This window comes from Thalassospira sp. MIT121401 (genome assembly GCF_047125595.1).
GTDB lineage: Bacteria > Pseudomonadota > Alphaproteobacteria > Rhodospirillales > Thalassospiraceae > Thalassospira > Thalassospira povalilytica.
This window is the reverse complement of the sequence record NZ_CP138926.1, coordinates 4,109,571-4,134,488: the sequence shown is the minus strand read 5'-3', so window position 1 is coordinate 4,134,488 and position 24,918 is coordinate 4,109,571. Positions and strand designations below refer to the sequence as shown.

Below are 24,918 nucleotides of genomic sequence, written 5' to 3'. Positions count from 1 at the left end.
GGAGGTCTTAGCGACCGCCAATCACACCGATATAGTCAGATACCCAACGGTAATAGGGGACGCATTCACCCTGACTTTCACATTTCGAAACCGGGGTCTGCCAGAAGCTTACGCGGTCGAAATCATCAAAGCCGTTGGTTGCACAACCCTCGTCACCCAAAAGGGCATTGCCCTTACAAGCAGCCGGAACTGCCGGGTTGGAGCCAAACCATGCGGCAAGGTCGCCCTGAACTTTTGGTGACAGGGAATGTTCCATCCACAAATAGGCACAGGTCGGGTTTTCGGCATCGGCATGAAGCATGGTGGTATCAGCCCAGCCGGTCACACCTTCTTCGGGGATGGTCGATGCAATCGGAAGGCCTTCGGATTTCAAAAGGTTGACCTGGAACGGCCATGAACCCGATGCCACAACGCCTTCGTTTTTGAAATCATCCATCTGGATGAAGGCATCATGCCAGTACCGCGAAACCAGTTCGCGCTGTCCGCGCAAAAGATCAAGGGCAGCGGCATATTGATCGGCATTGAGCTCATAGGGGCTTTTGATGCCGAGTTCCGGGTTATGCGCCATCAGATATTGCGCCGCATCGGCAATATGGATCGGGCCGTCATAGGCCTGAACGCGGCCCTTGTTGGATTTGCCATCGGCCAGCGTCATTTCCTTGAAAACAACATCCCAGCTTTTCGGCGCTTCCTTGAAGGCTTCGGTATTATACATCAAAACGTTCGGCCCCCACTGATAGGGCGTGCCGTAATGTTTGCCGTCAACCGTGTGCCAGGGTGCACTTTTCAGACGGTCATCAACCGTGTTCCAGCTTGGAATAAGGTCGGTATTGATTGGCTGAACGCGTTTGCCGGCAATCATGCGAAGCGATGCATCGCCCGATGCGGTGACAAGATCAAAGCCGCCCTCGTTCATCAGGGCGACCATTTCATCGGATGTGTTGGCGGTTTTGACATTCACCTTGCATCCGGTTTCTTTTTCAAACGATGTCACCCAGTCAAAATTGGCATCGGTTTCACCGCGTTCGATATAGCCCGGCCATGCAACGATATTCACGTTGCCTTCGGGGGTGCCAAGTTCGGTCATCATGTCGGCGGCTGCGGCCTGGCTGGCCGCAAAGGCAAGCACGACCATGACGGACGTGCCCGATTTCAGTAACGATTTCATTGTGATGTCTCCCAGTTGCAGGGCGTCAATTCGTGTGACTTTTATTTCCCGCAGCCAAGGGTACGCCGATCCTGAGCATTCACAATTTCATTTATCAGAAATGCGTTATCGGTTTTTCCGATATCATACTGTGGCGTATGGTGGCAAAGCGATTGGGGGGCCCAAAGCATATTGCCTTAAATCTGGTTCACTTTGTTTGTTTTTGGCGTGTCGTTTGGCAAGGCACAGCGCACAGGACGATGCGGCGCATCGTTCAAGCGATGTAACTTCGCCAAAGGCCGCCAAAATCAAACCCTTCGGGCCGGGACATCGTTTTGCCCCGCAGCGTCAAGGTTCTTGATCGTAGCCCCGCTACGCTCTGCAAACCTTTCCTTGCCGGACAAAATGATGCCTCCGGCAAAGTGGATCAGATTTAAGGCAATATGCTTTAACGCAAACGTGTTGCACGATGGGCCTGCGTAAGTCCGATGAAATCGCGTGCGGCTTGTGAAAGCGGTGATCCTTTCCGCCAGACCACGCCGACCTGAACCATTGGAAGGGTGCCCGATACATCGCGGCTTTCAATCCGGTCACCTTCAAGCGACCAGGGGCGATAAACCAGATCGGGCAGCAACGACAATCCAGCCCCGGTGGCGACCAGACTGCGTACTGCCTCGACCGATCTGGTGCGAAACGCCACCCGCGGACGGGTGCCCAGCGCACCAAGAAGCTTGCCGGTGGCTTCTTCGATTTCATCAACGGTCAACATGATCAGGGGTTCGGATGTCACATCATCAAGGGTGATGCTTTGCGCGGTGGCCAACCGATGACCAAGTGGCAACCACAGGCGATAGGGGGAAACTTCAAGAATTTCCGATTGCAGGGCAAGGCGATCGCGCAGGTTGGAAATCACCATGACCGCGGCATCAATTTCCCCGCCAATCAGAAGATGTTCCAGATAATCACCGTTATCTTCAATCGCACTGACCGTCACATGCGGATAGGCGCGGCGATAACGGGCCAGAATGTCAGACAGAACATAACCGGCAACAAGCGACGTCACGCCCAGATGCAATTCGCCCTGTTCGGCCTTGGCGGTGTCTTCGAATGCCTGTTTGGCGTCCGATACGCTGGCCAGGATCGTGGTGGCATGGCGCAGGAACTGGTGACCGTTATGGGTGATATTGAGGCCCCGCGAATGCCGGTCAAACAGGGTGACGCCAAGATCGGCTTCAAGTTCCTTGATCGCCTCGGTCACGGCAGATTGCGAAATCGACAGAATATGCGCCGCCCCCGATACAGTTCCCTGTTCGGCAACGGCGACGAAATATTGAAGCTGTCGAATGGTAAATGCCATGATGCCATCACGATAGGCGATGGCAGTTACCTTGTCGCGGTTTTTTCGATACCGTGACAAGGAATGCAGATGGACTTAGCTTTCCACCAGTTCGGGGGCCGGTTTGACCAGTGTTCTGGCACCGGGGTCGAAGCTGACCGACATGCCGCCATTGGGCAGATGCGTCGATGTGCAATGCCAGTCCAGCCGTTGGCAAATGCGCCGGACAAGCTGCAAGCCGATGCCTTCGCCCTGCGGCGTGGTACATTGGCCATTACAGGTCGAAATGGTGTTTTCAACGGTCAGTTCGGTGCCGGTCAGGGTGATGGTGACCTGGCCTTTTGGGGTGTGCTGAAACGCATTGCGGATCAGGTTGGACACCACAATCATCAGGGCCGCACGTGATGTCGCAATTTCGGTTTCCCGGCTATCGGGGACAAAGTGGCATGTGACGTGTTTGCCCTCGGTCAGGTAGGAAAGATCGCTGATTTCCTGTTCGATAAAGCTTGAGAAATGGATATGCTCGGTTTCGCCCAGCGGCGCGTTTTCCCGACCCAGCCACAAAAGCGTTTCAAGCAATTGCTGCATGTTGCGGTTTGCGCGTTTGATGCGTGCCATCACCCGTGACTGGGTGGCGTTCAGCGGGCTTTTTTCCAGCAATTCGACATTGCCCGAAACGATTGTGACAGGCGTGCGCAATTCGTGGCTGGCCTGACGCAGGAATTCGCGTTCGCGGGCAACGAATTTGTCGATCTGGTCAACGGACCGATGCAGTTCGTGGGCAACGTCATTCAGTTCCTCGAACCCGAAGTCGGGGATTGGCGCACCAAGGTTGTCGGCGGTCAGGTTATTGGCCCAGCTTTGCAAATCTTCGGACGGTTTGGTCAGGCGTTTGCCAATGATCCACAGGAACCACGCAAAGATGCAGATCACGATCAGGGCAAAGGGAACAGACAGCCACGCCAGATTATGCAGGCGTTCGAAAAACACACTATCACCGTCACCAACGTGATAGGTCTGCAAAATCAGGATGTTGCGCCCATCGGCAAGCTGATGGGGAAAGACCAGAAAGATCGGATTTTCCGGGGTTTTCTGATCGGTATATTGATCGGTATTGATGTAGAAAAGCTCGCCGGTTTCCAGATCATCGGGTGTGACATGGGCGCGCAATTCGGCGGGCAACTGATCAAAATTTTCAAAGGATTCAATATTGAACCCCTTGGGCAGGGGCGCATTCGGGTCACGAAGAAGTTGATCGTCATATTGTTCGGCAATCAGCTGAAGCTGAAAGGCTGCGACCATCCACTTGCCATAGAGCATGTAGAAATTAAGCACGGCGGTATAAAGAACCAGCGTGATGATCAGACCCAGCAACACGTAATTGCGCACAAAGCGCGAAAAGGAGCGGGTCTTGGGGGCACAGCAGGGTGACGACATAACAGTTACTCGCGCAGGGCCACGCCCTGGCCCGGAATGGTGTGAATAAGATTTTGCTCGAACGGTTTGTCGATCCGATGGCGCAATTTGTAAAGATGCGTTTTCAGCGCATTGGTATCAGGCGGATCGCCCTGCCACAATGCCATTGAAAGGCGCGAGCGGGTGACAACGCGCGGGCTGTTTTGCGCAAGAACTTCCAATATCGTCCAACCGGTTGGCGATACGTTGATATTTTGCCCGGCCCGCACGACCGAACGATTTTCAAAATCAATCCGAAGGTCACCAAGCGAGAACCGTTTTACTTCCCCACTGCGCCGGCGTGACAAAACGCGGGTCCGCAGCAAAAGTTCTTCAAGCGCAAACGGTTTGACCAGATAGTCATCGGCACCGGCATGGAAACCTTCGATCTTGTCATCAAGGGTATCGCGCGCGGTCAGCATCAAGACCGGGGTATCAATCCCTTCATCGCGCAGCGCCTTGCAAATGCTGATGCCGTCGCGAAATGGCAACATCAGATCAAGCAGGATAACGTCATATTCCCCGGTCAGGGCCATTTTGAACGCGGTTTCGCCATCATAGGCATGGTCGCATTCGACCCCTTCAATTGTCAGATAGTCACTGACGGTTGCGGCGATATCCATATTGTCCTCGACCAGAAGGACCATGATGTTGGCGGTTGCTTTCATTCACGTCATCTCGTTAACAGCGCGCAGGGTTACCATGTCGCATTTCCACCCGCAGGTCAGCCGGAAAAGCCCGGCTTGCCAGATACGGCCGAGCCAGCGGGCATGCTCAGAACGGCATTCAGATCGTCACGGGTATCGATATCAAAACGCGCGGCTTCAAGTTCAAGACCGATCACGTCATGATCCGCCCCGTTCAGGATTGCGCGCGCCCCCGATGGCCCGGACAGGATCGCAAGTTCGGAAAACAGACGCACCGGAAACAGTGCTGGAACACCAAAGCCACCGGAATAGCGCGTGGCAATGATGTGTTCGCCGTCAAAGGATCCGATCAGTTTTTGATAATCGCGACGGCCTAGCCTGACCTGATCACATAGCGCGATCAGAACGGCGTCATAATCCCCGTTTTTCGCAATGGCCTTAATACCAGCAGCGATCGAGCTTCCCATCCCCGATGCCCAGTCCGGATTGTCAACGATATGGCAATCGGTACCAATGACCGGGCGAATTTCATCGGCAAAAGCACCCAGCACGACAAAGCGATCAAGCCCGGGCAAACTGGCAAGCGCATCAATCGTGTGGCGGATCATCGGAACGCCATGGATGTCGGCCAACTGTTTGCGGCCGCCAAAACGCGTACTTTCACCCGCAGCCAGAATAAGGGCAGCGCATTTGGGCACGGGATGATTTGTCTGCGGGGTCATGAATGCATCAGTCTTATTCCGCGGCCTGCGCCATGGCCGGTGCGGCGCGCTGTTTGAACAGGGCATGATGGATGCCTGACAACATCGAAAGCGCGATGCTTTCGGGCAATTGCCCGCCAATATCCAGACCCGCCGGGCTTGAAATGTCAAAACGCAGATCACGGCGTTCAAGTCCGGCCCGTTCAAGCACATCGGCAAAACGATGGCGCGGGCCAAGGGCCGAAAGATGCCGGATCGGGGTGTTGCACAAAATGCCAAGCGCATTGGCATCAATGCTGACACTGTGCGCCATCAGGATCACGGCATCGACCCGCTGATCGCGGACATAGGCGGCAAGGTCCTGGTCAATAGTGCGCAGGATCATATCGGCCTGCGGGAAATGTTCGGGCCGCGCATTGGCGGGGCGCGGGTCGACCAGTGTGGTTTTCCAGCCCATGGTATGGGCAATCCCGATCACCGGGCGGGCATCAATGCCGCCCCCCACCACAAGGATGTGGGGTTCGGGCGAAATCGGCGTAACCAGCCAGTCGCCATCGATACGATTTTCGATATGGGCGGGCGGGTTGGCGTGAATTTCACCGGTCTGGAAATAGCCTTCGACCGCGTTGATTTTCTGAAAATAAAGGCCGCTTTGGCGTCGGGTCAGGGCGCGGTGCAAATCCGACAGGCCAAGATCGTTTTCGGCACTGACCGGTTGCAGCATGATATGGACCGTGCCACCACATCCAACACCAAGCTTGAAGGACAGGTCGTCTTCGTCATTGCCGTCATAGGTCAGCATGACCGGGCGACCGGTCAGCATGGCCTTGCGGGCATTGCGGATAATGTCGGCCTCAAGACAGCCGCCACTCAGCAGGCCGAACTGCTGTCCGTGCCCGTTAATCAGCATCATGGCCCCGGCCTTGCGATAGGCCGATCCTTCGGTGCGGTAAACCGTGCCCAGCACCCATTCGGTGCTGTTGCGGTTTTCCTGCCAGGCCGACAGCATGGCGGAAAGTTGGTTATTCATCAGTCACACGCCCTTTCAATAAAAGGGGAGTTGCCCGGAGAGCCGGGGAAGGGGAAGAAATTTGGTCCCCCGGGCAGCGATGCCGGCAATGCCGACGATACCTTAGACGAAATCGAAACCGGCCTTGGTCATGGGAAGATCAAGGATCCGTTTGCCGGTTTGGGCAAAGATGGCGTTGGCAACAGCCGGACCGGTCGGGGGAACGCCCGGTTCGCCAACACCGGTTGGTGCATTGTTCGATGAAACAATGGCGACTTCGATTTCCGGCATTTCCGGATTGCGCAGCAATTCATAGTCCGGGAAGTTGTACTGATCGACTTCGCCGTCGGTCAGGGTGACTTCGTTGCGGAAGATGGCTGAAAGGGCATAGCCCGCCCCGCCTTCCATCTGGGCACGGATGACATCGGGATTGATGGCAACCCCGCATTCGACCGCCATGAACAGCTTGTTGACGTGAACAGTGGTGTCTTCGACCGTGACATCGGCAACCACTGCGACACAGGTATTGAACGAGAAGTGGGCCGCAAAGCCGCGCTTGTCGCCTCTTTCCCAACCGGAAATCTCGCGGACCAGTTTGATGGCCTCGATCATGCGGGCCTGATTGGCACCGGACGGATCGAGCATGGCAAGACGCATGTCAATCGGGTCCTGACCGGTTTCGGTCGCGACCATATCCATCAGGCTTTCCATCACAAAGCCGGTATGGGTATGGCCGACTGACCGCCACCAGTTGATCGGAACCGCCGTGGTAAAGTCACTGAGACCGATCCCCATATTGGGAAGGGTATAAAGACTTTCGGCGACCCCTTCGACCGAGGTCGGGTCAACGCCGTTCTGAACCATCATTTCGAACGGGCCACCCTTGGCGATCGACTTGGTTGCCAGACGATGATCCCAGCCGACAATCTTGCCATCGGCATCAAGGCCGATTTTGGCACGATGGGCCGACATCGGGCGATAATAGCCACCCTTGATATCGTCTTCGCGGCTCCAGACCAGTTTGACCGGGACCTTGCGCCCGGAAACGGCAAAGGCCATGGCGGCTTCGACATTGTAATCCGATGCCGCATTGGCACGACGCCCGAACGAACCACCGGCATACAATGTTCTGATTTCGACCTTGGACGGATCAATGCCCAGGGTTGCTGCGACCATCGGACGGGTCAGGGTCGGGAACTGGCAGCCGTCATGAACGCGTACACCATCACCGACCGGCTCAATCGTGCAGTTTTCCGGTTCCAGCGGCGCATGGGCCAGGAACGGGAAGGTGAATTGTGCATCAATCGTTTTGGTAGCCCCTTCAAGGATCGGTGCAACCGAGGCCAGCGGCACTTCGTGATTGGCATCAAATTGCGGGGCGTCAAGCAATGCCACATGATCGGCAATCATGGCATCGGTACTGCGCGTTTCCGCCGCACTGAAATCCCAATCAACCGACAGGGCATCACGGGCCTGGAACGCCGCCCAGGTATTTTTGCCAAAGGCAACCACGCCGGCCTTGTTGGGCAGAACCTGTGCAGCGATAAAACCACCGACATCCTTGGCCGCACTGTCATCAAATGACACCACCGTGCCGCCGAATTTCGGGCTGCGGATGATGGCGGCATAGATCATGCCAGGCAGATTGACATCCATGGCAAACATCGCGGTGCCATTGGTTTTGCCGGTATTGTCCTTGCGGTGCAGTTTGTCACTGCCAATCAGTTTGAACTGATCGGGGGTTTTGACCGCGGGCTTTTCGACAGGGGAAAGCGTTGCGGCGATGGCAACGAATTCGCCGAAATGACCGGATTTTCCACCCGATGACAGCATGCCGTTTTCAACCGTGATGGTTGATGCATCCACCCCCCAGCTTTGGGCGGCAGCACGGACCAGAAGATCACGCGCAGCCGCACCGGCTTCGCGATATTGCATGAAGGAGTTGGCGATCGAGGTGGAACCACCCGTGCCCTGCGCACCAAAGAACAGGTTCTTGTAGCGTTCAACATCGGCCGGGGCGAATTCGGGAACAACCGTATCCCAATTGGCATCGAGTTCTTCGGCGACCAGTGTGGTCAGGCCGGTTGTCGTGCCCTGGCCCATTTCAAAATGCTTGATGATGACGGTAACGGTGCCATCGGCATCGATTTTGACAAACGGGTTCAGATCGGTTGCCGCCGCCGCCGTTGAACCGGCGGCCAGAACACCCTTGGCATTGATCCCGACCAGAAGGGCGGTCGTGCCCGCAGCAGATGCCTTAAGGAAACCGCGACGTGAAACATTGATGTTCATGACTTAGGCCTCCAGCTTCTGGGATGCGAGCTTGATGGCTTCGTTGATGCGGACATAGGTCACACAGCGACACGCATTGCCATTCATGTAATCCTTGATGTCTTCATCGGTCGGTTTCGGGTTTTCGGTCAAAAGACCGATGGCCGACATGATCTGACCGGACTGGCACCAGCCGCACTGCACGACGTCTTTTTCACGCCACGCTTCCTGAACGGCCTGGGCAACCTTGTCGGTTGCACCTTCGATGGTGGTGATTTCACTATCCACCGCGTCTTCGACAAAGGTCTGGCAGGAACGGGTCGGGTAACCGTCCACATGCACGGTGCAGGCACCGCAATAGGCAACACCGCAACCGAACTTGGTCCCGGTCAGTTGAAGTTCATCGCGCAAAACCCAAAGCAACGGTGTGCCGGGTTCGGCATCAACGGTGCGGGTCTCGCCATTGATTTTAAGCTGATATTGCATGACCGCCTCATCTCTCTCTTTTGGCTTGTTATGGGCGATCATCACGCAGGCACAGGTAACCAAGCGGTAAACGGGTATTTGGCCCATTTCCCGTGGGCTGCGAACAGGGTGATCAGTTTTTCCAAATGGCCAGAAACAGGCTGGTCGCGACGGGTGTTTCGGGCAGGAAATTCCGCGTTCCCACAGCAAGGAGAAGCGGCGGTTTTACGGTTTTTGCAATTCGTGTATTGCCAGAACAAAAAAAGCCTGTCGATGCACACTGCATGGACAGGCTTTTTTAGTTGGTCAGACTGTGTGGGGCACGTGTCTGCCATCTTTTTTTGGGGGATGTGAATTACCGCGGGGCGTGGCCGTGTTCGCAGGCAAAGTCAATGTCACTGCGGGCAATGCCGATATCTTCAAGGCGTTCACGCGGGGCATGGCGAAGCATTTCGGTGTCGCGCGCGACCTTGTGGGCATGGGCCCATTTGCGGGGCAAAAGGACGAGCCAGCGCCAGATGGATGCGCCCGAAACCGGCGCTACATTGGTGGTGGCGACGAGGGAGTCATTCGTAAACTGTGCTGGCATGATGCTGGCTCGCTAGTTTGTTTGCTAATAAGGGGCAGAGTTTCCTCTGAACCCGAAAACAATTTACGCCTGACTTATGTGAATTGGCGCGCAAACTTCGCAAATTCGTGCGAGATTTTCGCAAAAATTCTGTAAAAACGATTTTCTTTCGTTTGCGGCCTGCGCCATGTTTGGTTACAGGGTGTTAGGGGCCGAACCCGATTGATGGGTTAACATGGCATCATCACGAGCCGGGAATTCGAAACGTGGCGGAACTCGATAAATTCGACTATCGCCTGCTGGAGCTGTTGCAGGAAAACAGCCGCATGACAGGCAATGAACTGGCGGGGAAAGTTGGGCTTTCGTCGGCGGCATGCCTGCGCCGTGTTCAGCGTTTGCGTGAAACCGGTGTGATTGAACGTGATGTTGCGGTGGTATCGCCCAAGGTATTTGGCAAGCGCATGACCGTGATCGTGCTGCTGACCATGGAACGTGATCGCCCGGACCGGTACATGCTGATGCGCGAAGAATTCGCCAAAATGCCCGAAGTCGTGCAGTGCCATCACGTCACCGGTGCCCATGACTTTGTGCTGCGCATTCAGGTCGGTGACATGGAAGAATACAGTGCCTTTGTCGATCGGGTGTTTCATGAACCCTATATCAAGCGATATGAAAGTCTTGCGGTTCTCGGATCGCTTAAATGAAAAATGGCGGGTCAAAACCCGCCATTTTCTTTGTATTTCTGACGTCACTTGGACTTAGGAAAAGTCGAGTGCCCGGTCGCCATTGGCATCCTTGATGCGGGTCGGAAGACCCATGCCATTGAGCAGGTTGAGGAACGGCTTGGCCGGAAGTTCTTCGACATTGGCCATTTTCTTCACATCCCATTCGCCCGTGGCGATCAGCATCGCAGCGGCAACCGGCGGCACGCCGGCGGTATAGGAAATGCCCTGGCTTCCGACTTCGTTATAGGCGTCCTTGTGATCGGCCACGTTATAGATCAGGACTTCGGTTTCCTTGCCATCCTTCGTACCCTTGACCAGATCACCGATGCAGGTTTTACCGGTGTAATCAGGTGCAAGCGAGCTCGGATCGGGCAGGCAGGCCTTTACGACCTTGAGCGGCACAACTTCAAGACCCTCGGCGGTTTTGACCGGCTGTTCGGACAGAAGGCCGATATTTTTCAGAACCGTGAACACATTGACGTAGTGATCGCCAAAGCCCATCCAGAAACGAACGTTCGGAACGTCAAGATTCTGCGACAGGGAATGGACTTCGTCATGGCCGGTCATAAAGGTCTGGCTTTCGCCGACCACCGGCATGTCCCAGATCTTTTTGATCTCGAACATCTTATTCGATTTCCACTCGTTATCCTGCCAGGAATAGACGGTGCCGGTGAATTCGCGGAAATTGATTTCCGGATCGAAGTTGGTGGCAAAATATTTGCCGTGGCTGCCGGCATTGATGTCGATGATGTCAATCGAGTCAATTTTGTCGAAATAGTCTTCGACCGCCAGTTTGGCATAGGCATTCACAACGCCCGGATCAAAGCCGACACCGAGGATCGCGGTGGTACCGGCCTTTTCGCATTCTTCGCGGCGCTTCCATTCATAGTTGGCATACCATGGCGGGGTTTCGCAGATTTTGTCCTGCTCTTCATGGATGGCGGTATCGAGATAGGCGACACCGGTTTTGATGCAGGCCGACATCACCGGCATATTGATGAAAGCAGACCCGACATTGATGACGATCTGGCTGCCGGTTTTCTCGATCAGGGCGGCGGTTGCATCGACATCCGTGGCATCAAGTGCATGACCTTCAAGAACGCCGGGGTTCTTGAGGTTTTTCTTTTCATGGATGCTGTCGATGATTGCCTGGCACTTCGCAGCAGTACGCGAAGCGATATGGATATCGCCAAGCACGTCATTATGCTGCGCACATTTATGTGCTACGACCTGTGCGACGCCACCTGCGCCGATAATCAGAACATTCTTTTTCATGTCGGGCCAAAAACTCCCTTGTTTTGAGAGGTGGAGCACCCGTGCTCCGGTTCGCTATGAAAAGTGCGCTTTCGATTTACGAAAGGCTCGAAACGTAGTCATCAAAAGTGAACTCGCGAATAACGCGTTCAGTTCCGTCCAGTTCCCGGATCACGATGGACGGCATGCCGACCCCGTTGAACCAGTTCTTTTTGACCATGGTGTAACCGGCCGCATCCTGAATGGAGATACGGTCGCCTACCTTGATCTCGTTTTCGAAATCAAATTCGCCAAAGACATCCCCGGCAAGGCAGGACTTGCCGCAAATCATGTAATGATGGTCGCCCTTGTTGGGCAGGACCTTTGCACTTTCGCGATAGATCAGAAGATCGAGCATGTGGGCTTCGATCGAGCTATCAACGATGGCCAGATTCTTGCCGTTAAACAGGGTATCAAGCACGGTGACTTCAAGGGTCGTGCTTTTGGTGATCGATGCTTCGCCCGGCTCCAGATAGACCTGCACGCCGAATTTTTCGGAAAAGGCCTTAAGACGCGCACAGAATTTATCGAGCGGGTAGTCATCACCGGTGAAATGAATGCCGCCACCAAGACTGACCCATTCAACACGCGACAGAAGGGATCCGAATTTTTCCTCGATATTGCCAAGCATCCGGTCAAACAGATCAAAGTCGGCATTTTCACAATTATTGTGAATCATGAAGCCGGAAATCTGATCCATCACCGCTTCGACCTTGGTGACATCCCATTCGCCCAGACGTGAAAACGGGCGCGCCGGATCGGCCAGATCAAAGCTTGAAGTCGAAACCTGCGGATTAAGGCGAAGGCCGCGGACAATGCCCGATGCCTGCGCGCTGAACCGGGTCAGCTGGCTGATCGAATTGAAAATGATCTTGTCGGCATTTTCGATGACTTCGGCGATTTCGCTGTCGGAATAGGCCACGCTGTATGCATGGGTTTCCTTGCCGAATTTCTGACGACCCAGTTTGACTTCATGAAGCGACGAAGACGTCGTGCCATCCATATAATCGGACATGAAATCAAAAACCGACCAGGTCGCAAAACATTTGAGCGCCAAAAGCGCCTTTGCACCGGAATGTTCGCGCACATAGGCGATCTTTTCCATGTTGCGCAGCAGCTTGGATTTGTCGATCAGATAATAGGGCGTTGCGGGCATAGGCGGCTCTCTACAACTATGTCACGGGAAAATGCGGATGAAACGCGATACATGGCGGGTTGCGCCAGTTTCCGGGTTTCGGGCAGTCACCAATCTGGTGGAAAACAACCGGATCAACTAGTGATCAGCAAGACGATGCGTGATCCAATAGACAGAGACAGATAAACTGTATTCATTCATCACTTCGTCCCCGTCATTTGAGTTGTTGCCAAAGTCAGCCGATAAGGGCTGCGCGTGTTTCTGCGTATCTGCCGCGACCCAATAGCAGCGGGGGGCAGGGTGGTCAATACCGCATTCCAAAGTCCGAACTGTTTAACATGATTGTAACGGCACTGCCGGGATTTGCAAAACACCCCGGACCGATGCGCATTCGCCAAAATAACCAAGTGCTTAGCCGTGATGCGATGCGGTGGTCATGGGGGCGATGTTGTTGTTTTGATGTGTATTCGGTTGGTGGCCCCACCGGACTTTCGCGATGCAGCGTGGGTTTTGCACGGGGTATCGCGCATCGGGACATGTCATTCGTGCGCGCGGGCATCTGGTATTTGGTCGCATTGATTTCGGTTTGCCATTGCCTATCTGATAGTTATGGGCGGTGCGCATGGTTTGATCGATCATGACCCGCCCGCCAACGGAGCGGCCCCGCAATGTGACGCCGGTAAAGGTGATGGTGGAATAATGTTCGTGGACGGGTGTGCCTGCACCCCCGCCAGACCGGAACCCGATGCACCGGCAAAACGCAAACCCCGTGACGGATCATTTTCCGATCACGGGCGTTGGGGCGGTAGGGACTCACAAAGACGGAGGAAACCATGCAACCTGCAGCAGTCAGTGTAGACCATCTTGCGTTTCCAACCCGCGACCTTGAAGCAACCGACCACTTTTATTCCAAGGTGCTGGCGGCCAAGCTTGTCCATGCCGAAAGCGGTTACAGCCCATCCTGGAAAAGCGATTATTTGCTGATTACCTATGCGCTGCCTGACGGGACCAGATTGTCCTTTTATGACTGGCCGGCGGATACCGGGCCTTATCCCGATGATCCGCATATGCCAGATGACGTTTTTCATATCGGGTTGCGCTGTGCCGCACCACGCGATGTGATTGCCTGGCAAAACCATCTGTTCCAGCACAAGGTCGTCTATCACAACGAAGATGACGGACAGTCGCGGCGTCTTTTCATTCGCGATCCCAATGGCATCCGGTTCGAGATTTTTGCATCCGAAAGTGCCAAGTCCGGACATGATCACGAAGGCAATGCCCGTGCGGTCATTGGTGAATGGAAAAAGATTTCCGGTGACTGATCGGGCGTTCTGCCGATGAAAGATCGCTGACCGGTTCGGGCAGCGATGGTGCCTTATGTGTCAGGATGCCGGGCAGGGGCCGCTGCTTTGGCGGATGATCAGTTCGGTCGGGATAATGACCGGACCGGGTTCGCGATGTTCAAACATCCCCTTTGATCCCAGACGGTCAAGAAGCAGGCTGATTGCCTGTTCGCCAAGGCGGCGGCGCGGCTGACGAACGGTGGTGATGGGCGGATCATAGGCCGCGGCATGGGGAATATCGTCAAAGCCGACCACCGATACATCTTCGGGAATTCTAAGGCCATATTCCTTGGCGGCAACAATCACGCCGATGGCCATGCCATCACTGGCACAGGAAACGGCGGTCGGCCGGGTTTCAGGATCGGCCAGAAGCGCCCGGCCTGCTGCAATACCCGAATCTATCGAGAAATCCCCGCGATAAATCAGGGCCGGGTCATGGGCAATGCCGGCGGCTTCGAGTGCGCGGCGATATCCGGCAACGCGGTCCGTGGTCAGGATGTTGGTGGATGGGCCGCTGACATGGGCGATGCGGGTATGGCCAAGCTCTGTCAGGTGACGGTTGGCGATAAAGGATGCCTCGTCATTGTCAATGATCACCGTTGGCAAGGCACATCCCGGAATTCGTTCGCAGGCAACCACCACCGGCGGGGTGGCATTGGCCGGTGCATTGGCAAGCGATGCCGGAAGACGCCCGTTCAGCAGGATCATGGCGTCGGCCTGATTGCTGCGCAAATAGGCGGCATAGGTTGCTTCGCGTTCAGGGTCGTTTTGCGTATCGCCGATCAGGACATTATAGCCCGCCTGGCTAGCACCTTTTTCGATCCCGGACAGAATCGCCGAAAAGAACGGATTTCCGATGTCAGGCACCAGCAAAAGGATCATGCCCGAACGGTTCAGGCGCAGGTTTCTGGCCATGACATTGGCGGTATAGCCGGTCGCGGCGATTGCAGTTTGCACTTTTTCGCGTGTGGTTTCGGAAACCACATCAGGTTTGTGCAAGGCCCGGCTGACAGTGGCGATAGACACCCCTGCATGGCGGGCAACATCATCAATCGTCGCGATTTTTTCACTCATGCTTCTTCCTACTCCGCCCGATAAAACCTGTCCAGCGGCATTCGATACATCGTTGTCGGTGGTGATTTTGGTCACAATCATGAAAATGTAAAGGTTTACATTCAAAATGAAAACGTTTACACAGTGGTAAATACCGCCAGTTCAGGTGAATGGCCGGTCTGTTGGCGCCCGATGCGCCCGGCCGGGGCATTTATCACGGCACGCGGTGCTAAAAGCTGATCGCAAAAAATGCGACGCCAGGGAGGATACATTCATGACGGATGCGGCCGTTCACGCCGTTAATCCCGATCAGCAGGTGCGCACACGCCTGTCCGGTCGGCAGATTTGCAAGTCATTCGGATCGGCACAGGTCCTTTTTGACGTTTCCATCGACCTGATGGCCGGTGAAGTTCATGCGCTGTTGGGGGAAAACGGTGCTGGCAAATCGACACTTGTGAAAATCCTGTCCGGTTATCATCAGCCCAGCAGCGGCGAACTTGTTCTTGATGGGGCGCCAGTCACCTTCCATGACAGCGAAGCCGGTGAAAATCACGGTGTGATCCTGATCCATCAGGAACTCAATCTTGCCGAACAGCTGACCGTTGAAGAAAACATCTTCCTTGGCCGCGAGATCAAGCGTGGCTGGTTCCTTGATAAAGCCACGATGCGACAGGAAGCCGCAAAGCTTCTGGACCAGTTGCAATGTGATGTTGACCCCAAAACCCGTATCCGTGATCTGTCGGTTTCCGATCGTCAGATGGTCGAGATCGCCAAGGCACTGTCGAAAAAGGCCGATATCCTGATCCTCGATGAACCGACCGCGGTTCTGACCGGGCGCGAGGTTGATATCCTGTTTGACCAGATCAGGCGCCTGCGCGATCAGGGTGTCGCGATCCTTTATATTTCCCACAAGCTTGATGAAATCAAAGCCATCGCCGACCGGGTAACGGTTCTGCGCGATGGCCGCCATATCACGACCGAACCGGTCGCGGGTCTTGAAAAGGATGATATGGCGCGCCTGATGGTCGGACGTGACATCAAACAGATGTTCCCCGATCGCACCCCCGGACATGCCGGTGATGTTGCGCTTTCGGTGCGCAATCTGTCGGTGGACGGTCAGGTCCGTGACGCCAGCTTTGATCTTAGACGCGGCGAGGTTCTTGGTTTTGCCGGGATCGTCGGTGCCGGGCGTACCGCCCTTATGGAAGCGATCATCGGGCTTCGCGAACGCAGTTCAGGCCAAATCGAACGCAATGGCAATCGGGTCGCGATCAACAGTCTTCAGGATGCCAAGACGTGCGGGATTGCCTATCTGACCAAGGATCGAAAAGGCAGCGGACTTCTTTTGAATATGGAAATGCGCCCGAACCTGACCCTTTTGGCGTTGGAGAAATTCGGGCGGGTGATCATTGACCGCAAGGCCGAGGAAGCCGCCCTTGAAACCGCGATTGAAGCATTCGACATCCGGGCCGCCGATCGCAAATCCAAGGTCGGTGATTTTTCCGGCGGTAATCAGCAAAAGCTGTTGCTGGCCAAGGTCATGGAAACCGACCCGGAAATCGTGATTATCGACGAGCCGACGCGCGGCATCGATATCGGCACCAAAAGCCAGATTTATCATTTCATCGGCGATCTGACCAATCGCGGAAAATCCGTCATCCTCCTGTCGTCTGAAATGCCCGAGATGCTTGGCTTGTCTGACCGTATTGCAGTCATGGCAGCCGGATGCATTACCGGCATTCTTGAAGGAAACGACCGCAACGAACATGAAATCATGCGGCATGCGACAGGAATTTCAGGCAAGCAGGGAGTGTCTGTTCATGAATAGCCTTGAGCGAACCGAAAGATCGGCTTCAAGCGGGTTCACTATTGATTTTAAGGCATTGGGTCCGTTTCTGGCCCTTGTCGGCTTGTTCATTCTGGGAACCGCGATCAACGAAGCGTTCCTGAGTGGTGGCAATCTTGCCAATATCTTTACCCGTGCGGCCTTTATCGGGATCATCGCGGTCGGGGCGACCTTTGTGATTACCGCTGGTGGGATTGATCTTTCGGTCGGGTCGATGGCGGCCTTTATATCGGGTGCGATGATTGTTGTGATGAACACGCTGGTCGCAACCCTTGGCGCCGGGATCGAAACGGTTCTGATCGGTGTTGTGCTCAGCATTGTTCTGGGTGTCGGGGCCGGTGCGATCAACGGGCTTGTCAGTACCAAAGGCAAGATCGAAGCTTTCATCGTCACCCTTGGCACCATGGGGATTTACCGGTCGCTTGTGACCTATATGGCTGATGGCGGGACGCTGTCGCTTGATTTCGAGGTGCGCGGTGTCTATCGCCCGGTCTATTACGGCGATGTTCTGGGCATTCCTGTGCCGGTTCTGGTGTTCTTTGCCGTCGCGGTTGCCGGTTATGTGTTGCTGAACATGACGCCGTTTGGCCGCAAATGCTTTGCCATCGGATCAAACGAGCAGGTCGCGCGGTATTCGGCAATCCATGTCGACCGGGTCAAGACCATGACCTATGTGATCCAGGGGCTTTGCGTGTCGCTTGCCACCATCATCTATGTGCCGCGCTTGGGATCGGCATCCAGTTCCACGGGCGTTCTTTGGGAACTCGAAGCGATTGCCGCAGTGATCATTGGCGGCACGATGCTTAAGGGTGGCTATGGCCGGATCTGGGGCACGGTCGTTGGTGCGATCATGCTGACCACCATTGGCAATATCCTGAATTTGACGGATGCGATCAGTAACTATCTGAACGGAGCGGTTCAGGGGCTGATCATTATCGTGGCTGTGTTCCTGCAACGCGGGGACTGGCGACGCAAAAAGAGCAAATAACCGGCGATCAACGTCCGGGAAGAATGTGAAAACGCATCATTTTTTGATCAGGAGGAAGCGTTGATGAAAACGTTTACAAAATATCTGGGGGCTGCTTGTGTGCTGGGTCTTGGCCTTGCATCCACGACGGCCTTGGCGGCTGATAAAATCAAGATCGGGGTTTCCATTCCTGCGGCGACCCATGGCTGGGCCGGTGGCCTGAACTGGCATGCCGAACAGGCTGAAAAGCGGATCGAGGCAACCTATCCGAATATCGACATCATCGTGGTCAGCGCGAATGGCGCATCCGAGCAGGCCAACGATCTTGAAGATCTGGTATCGGTTCAGAATATCGACGCGCTTGTGGTTCTGCCCTTTGAATCCGATCCGCTGACCGTTCCGGTCCAGCAGGTCAAACAGGCCGGCAAGTTTGTCACGGTGGTTGACCGTGGTCTTTCGCTTCCGGGGATCGAGGATGTCTATGTTGCGGGCAACAACCCGGAACTGGGCCGTGTATCGGGTGAATATATTCGTGAACGTCTGAATGACGAAGGCAAGATCGTTGTTTTGCGCGGCATTCCGACCACGGTTGATACCGAACGTGTTGATGCGTTTGTCGAAACGCTTGATGGGTCAAAGATCGAAATCCTTGATATGAAACATGCCAACTGGAACCGCGATGACGGCTATGAAGTGATGCAGGACTTCCTGTCGCGCTTCCCGAAAATCGATGCGGTTTGGGCACAGGATGACGACATTGCGCTTGGCGTGATCGAAGCGGTCAAACAGGCCGATCGTACCGATGAGATGTTCATCGTTGGCGGTGCGGGCATGAAAGACATCATCAAACGCGTGATGGATGGCGACAAACTGACCCCGATTGATGTGCTTTATCCGCCGGCAATGATCGCAACCGCGATTGATATCACGGTGATGAAGTTTACCTCGAACGCGCCGGTCGAAGGCCGTTACATCCTTGGTGCCACGGTTGTCACCCAGGACAATGCCGAGAACTTCTATTTCCCGGACAGCCCGTTCTAATCGGGTTTGGTTGAGACGAGCACACTTGCGTGTCGGGCGGCTGTCCGCCCGACACATCCATCTTTCCCCGATATCCCGTCAGGACGCAGTTAAAGAGGCCCGCAATGAAAACACTTAAGGGACCGGCAATCTTTCTTGCACAGTTTGCAGGCGATGAAGCCCCGTTCGATAGCCTTGATTCCATTGGTCGCTGGGCTGCGTCGCTTGGATATAAGGGGGTGCAAATTCCCAGTTGGGACAAGCGCCTTTTTGATGTTGAAAAGGCCGCATCAAGCAAGGATTACTGCGACGAAATCACCGGAATTCTTGGCCAGTATGGTGTCGAGCTAACCGAACTTTCCACCCATTTGCAGGGACAGCTTGTTGCCGTTCATCCGGCCTATGATGAAATGTTTGACGGTTTTGCCGCACCGGAAGTCCGCGGCAATCCAAAGGCCCGTCAGGAATGGGCCGTCAATCAGGTCAAGGCCGCGATCAAGGCATCAAACCATATGGGTATTTCGGCCCATGCGACATTCTCGGGCGCACTTGCCTGGCCCTATGTTTATCCGTGGCCGCAACGTCCGGCCGGTCTGATCGAAACCGCATTTGATGAACTTGCCAGACGCTGGAGCCCGATCCTTGATGCTGCCGAGGATGCCGGGGTTGATATCTGCTATGAAATTCATCCGGGCGAGGATTTGTTTGACGGGGTGACATTCGAGATGTTCCTTGAACGCGTCAGGAACCACCCGCGTGCCAACATCCTTTATGATCCAAGTCACTTTGTGTTGCAGCAGCTTGATTATCTTGATTTTATCGATATTTACGCTGATCGTATCCGCATGTTCCACGTCAAGGATGCCGAGTTTAATCCGACCGGACGCCAGGGTGTCTATTCCGGGTATCAAAGCTGGGTCGGGCGGGCCGGCCGGTTCAGGTCGCTTGGCGACGGGCAGGTCGATTTCGGTGCGATTTTCTCGAAATTGGCGGCCATTGATTTTGATGGCTGGGCCGTGCTGGAATGGGAATGCGCCCTTAAACATCCCGAAGACGGTGCCCGCGAAGGGGCCGAATTCATCAAGAATCACATCATTCGCGTAACCGAAAAGGCCTTTGACGATTTTGCCGATGGCGGCACCGACGAGGCGGCCAATCGCCGCATCCTTGGCCTTGGATAGGCCGTCGTAAAAGACTTTCGCGGTTCGAAAACAGTCAACGACATCTGGAGACAGACATGAGCAATTCTCCCAATCCCGGTCGTCGCATCCGCCTTGGCATGGTTGGCGGTGGTCAGGGGGCTTTTATCGGTGCGGTCCATCGCATCGCCGCCCGTCTTGATGATCGTTATGAACTGGTTGCCGGTGCATTGTCATCCAAGCCCGATGTGGCGGCGGCATCCGCGGCCGAACTGTTCATTGCCGCCGATCGCAGCTATGACAGTTTTGAAACCATGGCAAAGGCCGAGGCCGCTCGCGAGGACGGCATTGATGTCTGTGCGATTGTCACGCCGAACCATCTGCATTTTCCCATCACCATGGCGATGCTCGATGCCGGAATTCACGTGATCTGTGACAAGCCGCTTTGCCTGACAGTGGAAGAAGCCGAAAAGATCGCCGCCAAGGTCAAGGAAACCGGACTTCTGTTTGCCCTGACCCATAATTACACCGCCTATCCGATGGTCCGCGAGGCCCGCAAAATGGTGGCGGATGGCAAGCTTGGCGATATTCGTCTGGTGCAGGTCGAATATCCGCAAGGCTGGATGGCGACCCGGGTTGAAGATACCGACAACAAACAGGCCCATTGGCGCGCCGACCCGGCCAAGGCAGGCATGGGCGGTGCGCTTGGCGATATCGGAACCCATGCCCATAACCTTGCCGAGTTCGTAACCGGGCTTGAGATCAGTGAACTTTGTGCCGATGTCGATGCGATCGTTCCGGGCCGCAAGCTTGATGACAATGTGCAAATCCTGTTGCGCTATGCCAATGGTGCGCGTGGCATGTTATGGGCAAGCCAGATTGCGGTCGGACATGAAAACGGTCTGCGTTTGCGGGTCTATGGCGACAAGGGCGGCATCGAATGGGCCCAGGAACATCCCAACCAGCTTCATTTCCGTCCCCTTGATGGTCGTCCGGAACTGATGACCCGCGGTGGTGCGGGGATCGGTGCCGAGGGGCTTCGTGGTGTACGCGTCCCGCCGGGACATCCGGAGGGATATCTTGAGGGCTTTGCCAACCTTTACACCGATTTTGCCGATCAACTGACGGCCCATATCAATGGCACCAAGCCCGATGACGGCGCGCTTCTGGTGCCCGGTGTGGTCGAAGGCCTTAAGGGCATGAAATTTGTCGAGGCCGTCGTGCGGTCCGGGCGGGACGGGGCCGTTTGGGTCAAAATGTGAGGATGTCTCATATTCGTTGACATTGCTTGGTGTTTCTGGGGATCGCCAAACCATGTCGAGACATCCTTGAAACGGATTCTTCCCGACCGACAGCCATGTCGGCATATAGCCGCTGCCATCTGGCAGCGGCTTTTTTATCGATCAATTTTGACAACGATTTGCCGCGAATCAGAGTCTTGCAGTGCGGTAAATGACCAATGTTGATGTAACGATTCCCGATCGGGGATCTGATGATTTTATACTTCTGGATGGTGGAGGTGGTCCGGATTTCGATGGCCGCAACATTGGCCGTACGGGAACCTGCAATCCGTGTTTAACATATTAGAATCAATGTGATAGCTAAATTTTCGCATGTGCGGCGCGATGGGCGTCAACCTGATGGTTTTCCACGAAGTGAAAAAGAGTTACCGGTTGGTTGATCGCCTATTGATGGTTTTTTCGTATAGGTGTTTCCTTGAAGCATAATAAATAAATCTACCTATCAGGGAAAACCGGGAGCGTCCGCATGCCCGAGAAACCAAAGCTTCTGATTACCCGACGTCTTCGCGATGCCGTACAGGCACGCGCGGCGCGCGACTATCAGGTGCTTACCAATGCCGAAGACCGGGTATTTACCCGGGAAGAGCTTATTGAAAAATGTCAGCAGGTTGACGCGGTTTTGCCGTGTCATTCCGAACATTTTTCTGCCGATGTGATTGCGGCATTGCCCGATCGTCTCAAAATCATCGCCAACCATTCGGTCGGGGTTGATCATGTTGATCTGGCGGCTGCCAAGACGGCCGGCATCGTCGTGACGAATACGCCGGACGTATTGTCCGATGCCACGGCCGAAATCGCCATGTTGTGCATGCTTGGTGCCGCGCGTCGCGGGGCCGAGGGTGACGCCATGATCCGTGCCGGAAACTGGGATTTCTGGTCGCCGGCCTTTATGGTCGGGCGTCAGGTGACCGGCAAGCGTTTCGGTGTGCTTGGCATGGGCCGTGTCGGTCAGGTTGCCGCCGAACGTGCGCGCGGTTTTGGAATGACTGTTCATTACCATAATCGTCAGCCGGTTGCCGAACATCTGGCAAAGGGGGCAATTTATCACGACACGATTGAAGGCCTGTTTGCCAATTCCGATGTGTTGTCATTGCATTGTCCGTCAACGCCCGAGACAACCGGCATCATCAATGCCGAGACGATCGGCTGGCTGCCGGACCGGGCCATTCTGGTCAATACAGCACGTGGTAATCTTGTCGATGAGGACGCATTGGTGGATGCGCTTGAAAGTGGTAAGTTGTTTGCTGCCGGTCTGGACGTTTTTCGGAACGAACCCGGTGGAAATCAACGAATTAGCGCGTTGAAAAACGTGTTTCTGTTGCCACATATAGGCTCCGCAACCGAAGAAACGCGCGATGCGATGGGCTTTCGCGCACTTGATAATCTTGATGCCTATTTTGCAGGCCGTGAACCGGGTGACCGGGTGGCATAACAAGACGGGAAAACCGTCGTAATTCAGTTAGTTCGTAATTCTAATAATAACAAAATGCGTGCCGTTTTTCAGGTCCCGAAACGGGATAAGCGCATGATCTACGATCTTCAATACTGAAGTCAGGGGCTTTTGAAGGCTGACAGTTATCGTTCTTTTTCCGGCAATGGTTGTTGGTCAAAGACGGTAAATCTGGGAGGAAATAATGGATATGAAGACCAAGTCTGAAGACGTGAAGTCCAAGGAAGTATCCCGTCGTTCGTTCCTTACCAAAGGTGCGACCGGGGTGGTTGCCGGCGGTGCAGCAGCATCAGGGCTGTTTGCCGCACCGGCAGTTCATGCGCAGCCGGCACCGATGGTGCTGAAAATGCAGACTTCCTGGCCGTCGTCCGATATCTGGATGACGTTTGCCCAGCAATATGTTGACCGCGTCGAAGCAATGTCGGGTGGTCGTCTTAAAATCGACCTTCTGCCGGCTGGTGCGGTTGTCGCAGCCTTCCAGGTTCTGGACGGTGTCAATGATGGCGTGATCGACATCGCCCATTCCGTGCCGGTTTACTGGTACGGCAAGAACAAGGCAGCATCGCTGTTCGGTACCGGTCCGGTCTTCGGCGGTTCTGCAACCACCATGCTGAGCTGGTTCTATGCCGGTGGCGGTGAAGAATTCTATCGCGAACTGATTCAGGACGTGATGGGGCTTGATATTGTCGGTCTTCTTGGTTTCCCGATGCCTGCGCAGCCGTTCGGCTGGTTCAAGGGCCAGGTAAACTCCGTTGCCGACATCCAGGGCTTCAAATACCGTACTGTCGGTCTGGCCGCAGACCTTCTGCAGTCGATGGGCATGTCTGTTGCACAGCTTCCGGGCGGCGAGATCGTACCGGCAATGGAACGTGGCGTGATTGACGCGTTCGAATTCAACAACCCGTCTTCGGATATGCGTTTCGGCGCACAGGACGTTGCGAAGAACTACTATCTGTCTTCGTACCATCAGGCATCCGAAAGCTTTGAATTCCTGTTCAACAAGTCGCTGATGGAAGATCTGGAACCGGATCTGCAGGCGATCCTGCGTCACGCGGTTGAAGCAGCTTCGACCTCGAACACCGCACTTGCGATGGACAACTATTCCTCTGACTTGCAGAAACTGCAGGCCGAAGGTGTCGAAGTACATCGTACGTCCAAGGAAATCCTGAGTGCACAGCTTGATGCGTGGGACAAACTGATCCCGACGCTTGAAGAAGATCCGTTCATGAAAAAGGTTCTCGACAGCCAGCGCGCCTGGGTCGAGCGTGTAACCTATTATGAACTGATGAACTCGCCTGATTATCAGCTTGCTTATAATCACTACTTCCCGGGCAAGCTGAAACTCTGATCAACCATTAACGGTTGTTCAGTGTTGCGATGAATCTGACTGCCCCGTCTGGTGCCCGTGCATCAGGCGGGGCGGTCAATGCTAACGGACAGGGTTTCATGATTGGATTTATTGAATTCGCGGACAAGCTTTCGGGCTGGTTTGGCAAGGCTTTTGGCTGGCTGATCATTTTGATGACACTGGGCATGAGCTATGAGGTTGCTGCGCGATATATTTTTAACGCGCCGACGACCTGGTCACTTGATGTTTCATTCATCATGTATGGCACGCTCTTTATGATGGGTGGGGCTTATACCCTGTCACGCGGCGGACATGTCCGTGGGGATTTCCTGTATCGTCTCTGGAAACCCAAAACACAGGCCATGGTCGACCTGGTACTTTATATCTTCTTCTTCTTCCCCGGGGTGACGGCGCTCATTCTGGTTGGCAGCAAATATGCCATCCGGTCGTGGGGATATGGCGAAGTCAGTGTGAACAGCCCGGCGGGTGTTCCGATTTTCCAATTCAAGGCGGTGATGGTCGCGGCCGGAATTCTTCTTTTCATTCAGGGCATCGCACAGGTGATGCGCTGCATTCTGTGTATCCGTGAAGGGTACTGGCGCAATGCAGAGGATGATGTTGAAGAAACCGAAGAACTGCTGATCAAACAGCGTGTGACCAAAGAAGACTGATGATGATCAGCCTTTGTCATACACGCGC

At 54.8% G+C, this 24,918-nt stretch carries 22 protein-coding genes; 10 read left to right on the top strand and 12 right to left on the bottom strand.

Annotated features, from left to right (window positions below; genetic code table 11):
* Positions 1-7 precede the first annotated feature (7 nt).
* From SIB88_RS18990 to SIB88_RS18950, 9 genes are all read right to left on the bottom strand, one after another.
* Positions 8-1,168 (bottom strand): ABC transporter substrate-binding protein, encoded by a 1,161-nt coding sequence (locus tag SIB88_RS18990; RefSeq protein ID WP_114113033.1) that lies wholly within the window; start codon positions 1,166-1,168, stop codon positions 8-10.
* A gap of 427 nt (positions 1,169-1,595) precedes the next feature.
* Positions 1,596-2,504, bottom strand: a complete 909-nt coding sequence (locus SIB88_RS18985; protein WP_412558801.1) for a LysR substrate-binding domain-containing protein — start codon at positions 2,502-2,504, stop codon at positions 1,596-1,598.
* Between the two features lie 75 nt (positions 2,505-2,579).
* Entirely contained in the window at positions 2,580-3,920 is a 1,341-nt protein-coding gene (locus SIB88_RS18980; RefSeq protein ID WP_412558800.1) for a histidine kinase dimerization/phospho-acceptor domain-containing protein, read from the bottom strand.
* Between the two features lie 5 nt (positions 3,921-3,925).
* Positions 3,926-4,606 carry a response regulator transcription factor gene (locus tag SIB88_RS18975; protein ID WP_101247111.1) on the bottom strand — a complete coding sequence of 227 codons (681 nt, stop codon included), beginning with the start codon at positions 4,604-4,606 and terminating at the stop codon, positions 3,926-3,928.
* 56 nt (positions 4,607-4,662) lie between these two features.
* Positions 4,663-5,307 carry an NTP transferase domain-containing protein gene (locus SIB88_RS18970; protein WP_412558799.1) on the bottom strand — a complete coding sequence of 215 codons (645 nt, stop codon included), beginning with the start codon at positions 5,305-5,307 and terminating at the stop codon, positions 4,663-4,665.
* Between the two features lie 13 nt (positions 5,308-5,320).
* Positions 5,321-6,316, bottom strand: coding sequence for an XdhC family protein (locus SIB88_RS18965; protein WP_412558798.1), 996 nt, complete (start codon positions 6,314-6,316; stop codon positions 5,321-5,323).
* A 102-nt stretch (positions 6,317-6,418) separates the two neighbouring features.
* A complete protein-coding gene (locus SIB88_RS18960; protein WP_412558797.1) occupies positions 6,419-8,587 on the bottom strand; it encodes a molybdopterin cofactor-binding domain-containing protein in 2,169 nt (722 codons plus the stop codon).
* Between the two features lie 3 nt (positions 8,588-8,590).
* Entirely contained in the window at positions 8,591-9,052 is a 462-nt protein-coding gene (locus SIB88_RS18955; protein ID WP_114113029.1) for a (2Fe-2S)-binding protein, read from the bottom strand.
* Between the two features lie 334 nt (positions 9,053-9,386).
* Positions 9,387-9,620 (bottom strand): hypothetical protein, encoded by a 234-nt coding sequence (locus SIB88_RS18950; RefSeq protein WP_068516953.1) that lies wholly within the window; start codon positions 9,618-9,620, stop codon positions 9,387-9,389.
* Positions 9,621-9,865: 245 nt separating this feature from the next.
* Between SIB88_RS18950 and SIB88_RS18945 the strand changes: the two genes are divergently transcribed.
* Positions 9,866-10,303 carry an Lrp/AsnC family transcriptional regulator gene (locus tag SIB88_RS18945; RefSeq protein WP_068516952.1) on the top strand — a complete coding sequence of 146 codons (438 nt, stop codon included), beginning with the start codon at positions 9,866-9,868 and terminating at the stop codon, positions 10,301-10,303.
* Between the two features lie 54 nt (positions 10,304-10,357).
* Here SIB88_RS18945 and SIB88_RS18940 read toward each other — a convergent pair whose 3' ends face one another.
* Together SIB88_RS18940 and nspC are read right to left on the bottom strand one after the other, a co-directional pair.
* The gene (locus SIB88_RS18940) at positions 10,358-11,599 is read right to left on the bottom strand and encodes a saccharopine dehydrogenase family protein (protein WP_068516951.1); all 1,242 of its coding nucleotides are present in this window, start codon (positions 11,597-11,599) and stop codon (positions 10,358-10,360) included.
* Between the two features lie 76 nt (positions 11,600-11,675).
* A complete protein-coding gene (gene nspC / locus SIB88_RS18935; RefSeq protein ID WP_068516950.1) occupies positions 11,676-12,773 on the bottom strand; it encodes a carboxynorspermidine decarboxylase in 1,098 nt (365 codons plus the stop codon).
* Positions 12,774-13,585: 812 nt separating this feature from the next.
* On the opposite strand from nspC, the gene SIB88_RS18930 reads away from it, so the two are divergent.
* On the top strand, positions 13,586-14,074 hold the full coding sequence (locus SIB88_RS18930) for a VOC family protein (protein ID WP_068516949.1): 489 nt from the start codon (positions 13,586-13,588) through the stop codon (positions 14,072-14,074).
* 60 nt (positions 14,075-14,134) lie between these two features.
* On the opposite strand, the gene SIB88_RS18925 is transcribed toward SIB88_RS18930, so the two are convergent.
* On the bottom strand, positions 14,135-15,169 hold the full coding sequence (locus SIB88_RS18925) for a LacI family DNA-binding transcriptional regulator (protein WP_412558796.1): 1,035 nt from the start codon (positions 15,167-15,169) through the stop codon (positions 14,135-14,137).
* A gap of 253 nt (positions 15,170-15,422) precedes the next feature.
* Between SIB88_RS18925 and SIB88_RS18920 the strand changes: the two genes are divergently transcribed.
* The 8 genes from SIB88_RS18920 (at position 15,423) to SIB88_RS18885 (ending at position 24,890) form a co-directional block, all read left to right on the top strand.
* The gene (locus tag SIB88_RS18920; RefSeq protein WP_412558795.1) at positions 15,423-16,976 is read left to right on the top strand and encodes a sugar ABC transporter ATP-binding protein; all 1,554 of its coding nucleotides are present in this window, start codon (positions 15,423-15,425) and stop codon (positions 16,974-16,976) included.
* Entirely contained in the window at positions 16,969-17,982 is a 1,014-nt protein-coding gene (locus SIB88_RS18915) for an ABC transporter permease (RefSeq protein ID WP_068516947.1), read from the top strand. The genes SIB88_RS18920 and SIB88_RS18915 overlap by 8 nt, the downstream gene beginning before the upstream one ends.
* A 63-nt stretch (positions 17,983-18,045) precedes the next feature.
* Positions 18,046-19,002: an ABC transporter substrate-binding protein gene (locus SIB88_RS18910; RefSeq protein WP_068516946.1), complete on the top strand. Its 957-nt coding sequence runs from the start codon at positions 18,046-18,048 to the stop codon at positions 19,000-19,002.
* Between the two features lie 104 nt (positions 19,003-19,106).
* Positions 19,107-20,162 (top strand): sugar phosphate isomerase/epimerase family protein, encoded by a 1,056-nt coding sequence (locus SIB88_RS18905; RefSeq protein ID WP_412558794.1) that lies wholly within the window; start codon positions 19,107-19,109, stop codon positions 20,160-20,162.
* Between the two features lie 56 nt (positions 20,163-20,218).
* Complete coding sequence (locus tag SIB88_RS18900; RefSeq protein ID WP_412558793.1) at positions 20,219-21,382, top strand: Gfo/Idh/MocA family protein; 1,164 nt, start codon at positions 20,219-20,221, stop codon at positions 21,380-21,382.
* A 505-nt stretch (positions 21,383-21,887) separates the two neighbouring features.
* The gene (locus SIB88_RS18895; RefSeq protein WP_412558792.1) at positions 21,888-22,853 is read left to right on the top strand and encodes a 2-hydroxyacid dehydrogenase; all 966 of its coding nucleotides are present in this window, start codon (positions 21,888-21,890) and stop codon (positions 22,851-22,853) included.
* A 208-nt stretch (positions 22,854-23,061) separates the two neighbouring features.
* Complete coding sequence (locus SIB88_RS18890; protein ID WP_068517015.1) at positions 23,062-24,219, top strand: TRAP transporter substrate-binding protein; 1,158 nt, start codon at positions 23,062-23,064, stop codon at positions 24,217-24,219.
* Between the two features lie 98 nt (positions 24,220-24,317).
* Positions 24,318-24,890, top strand: coding sequence for a TRAP transporter small permease subunit (locus tag SIB88_RS18885; protein ID WP_068517014.1), 573 nt, complete (start codon positions 24,318-24,320; stop codon positions 24,888-24,890).
* The last annotated feature ends 28 nt before the right edge of the window (positions 24,891-24,918 follow it).

What these genes read in the sequence shown, in the direction of transcription:
- SIB88_RS18990 (WP_114113033.1), bottom strand. Translation starts at nt 1,168, where the DNA reads ATGAAATCGTTACTGAAATCGGGCACGTCCGTCATGGTCGTGCTTGCC.
- SIB88_RS18985 (WP_412558801.1), bottom strand. Translation starts at nt 2,504, where the DNA reads ATGGCATTTACCATTCGACAGCTTCAATATTTCGTCGCCGTTGCCGAA.
- SIB88_RS18980 (WP_412558800.1), bottom strand. Translation starts at nt 3,920, where the DNA reads ATGTCGTCACCCTGCTGTGCCCCCAAGACCCGCTCCTTTTCGCGCTTT.
- SIB88_RS18975 (WP_101247111.1), bottom strand. Translation starts at nt 4,606, where the DNA reads ATGAAAGCAACCGCCAACATCATGGTCCTTCTGGTCGAGGACAATATG.
- SIB88_RS18970 (WP_412558799.1), bottom strand. Translation starts at nt 5,307, where the DNA reads ATGACCCCGCAGACAAATCATCCCGTGCCCAAATGCGCTGCCCTTATT.
- SIB88_RS18965 (WP_412558798.1), bottom strand. Translation starts at nt 6,316, where the DNA reads ATGAATAACCAACTTTCCGCCATGCTGTCGGCCTGGCAGGAAAACCGC.
- SIB88_RS18960 (WP_412558797.1), bottom strand. Translation starts at nt 8,587, where the DNA reads ATGAACATCAATGTTTCACGTCGCGGTTTCCTTAAGGCATCTGCTGCG.
- SIB88_RS18955 (WP_114113029.1), bottom strand. Translation starts at nt 9,052, where the DNA reads ATGCAATATCAGCTTAAAATCAATGGCGAGACCCGCACCGTTGATGCC.
- SIB88_RS18950 (WP_068516953.1), bottom strand. Translation starts at nt 9,620, where the DNA reads ATGCCAGCACAGTTTACGAATGACTCCCTCGTCGCCACCACCAATGTA.
- SIB88_RS18940 (WP_068516951.1), bottom strand. Translation starts at nt 11,599, where the DNA reads ATGAAAAAGAATGTTCTGATTATCGGCGCAGGTGGCGTCGCACAGGTC.
- nspC (WP_068516950.1), bottom strand. Translation starts at nt 12,773, where the DNA reads ATGCCCGCAACGCCCTATTATCTGATCGACAAATCCAAGCTGCTGCGC.
- SIB88_RS18930 (WP_068516949.1), top strand. Translation starts at nt 13,586, where the DNA reads ATGCAACCTGCAGCAGTCAGTGTAGACCATCTTGCGTTTCCAACCCGC.
- SIB88_RS18925 (WP_412558796.1), bottom strand. Translation starts at nt 15,169, where the DNA reads ATGAGTGAAAAAATCGCGACGATTGATGATGTTGCCCGCCATGCAGGG.
- SIB88_RS18920 (WP_412558795.1), top strand. Translation starts at nt 15,423, where the DNA reads ATGACGGATGCGGCCGTTCACGCCGTTAATCCCGATCAGCAGGTGCGC.
- SIB88_RS18915 (WP_068516947.1), top strand. Translation starts at nt 16,969, where the DNA reads ATGAATAGCCTTGAGCGAACCGAAAGATCGGCTTCAAGCGGGTTCACT.
- SIB88_RS18910 (WP_068516946.1), top strand. Translation starts at nt 18,046, where the DNA reads ATGAAAACGTTTACAAAATATCTGGGGGCTGCTTGTGTGCTGGGTCTT.
- SIB88_RS18905 (WP_412558794.1), top strand. Translation starts at nt 19,107, where the DNA reads ATGAAAACACTTAAGGGACCGGCAATCTTTCTTGCACAGTTTGCAGGC.
- SIB88_RS18900 (WP_412558793.1), top strand. Translation starts at nt 20,219, where the DNA reads ATGAGCAATTCTCCCAATCCCGGTCGTCGCATCCGCCTTGGCATGGTT.
- SIB88_RS18895 (WP_412558792.1), top strand. Translation starts at nt 21,888, where the DNA reads ATGCCCGAGAAACCAAAGCTTCTGATTACCCGACGTCTTCGCGATGCC.
- SIB88_RS18890 (WP_068517015.1), top strand. Translation starts at nt 23,062, where the DNA reads ATGAAGACCAAGTCTGAAGACGTGAAGTCCAAGGAAGTATCCCGTCGT.
- SIB88_RS18885 (WP_068517014.1), top strand. Translation starts at nt 24,318, where the DNA reads ATGATTGGATTTATTGAATTCGCGGACAAGCTTTCGGGCTGGTTTGGC.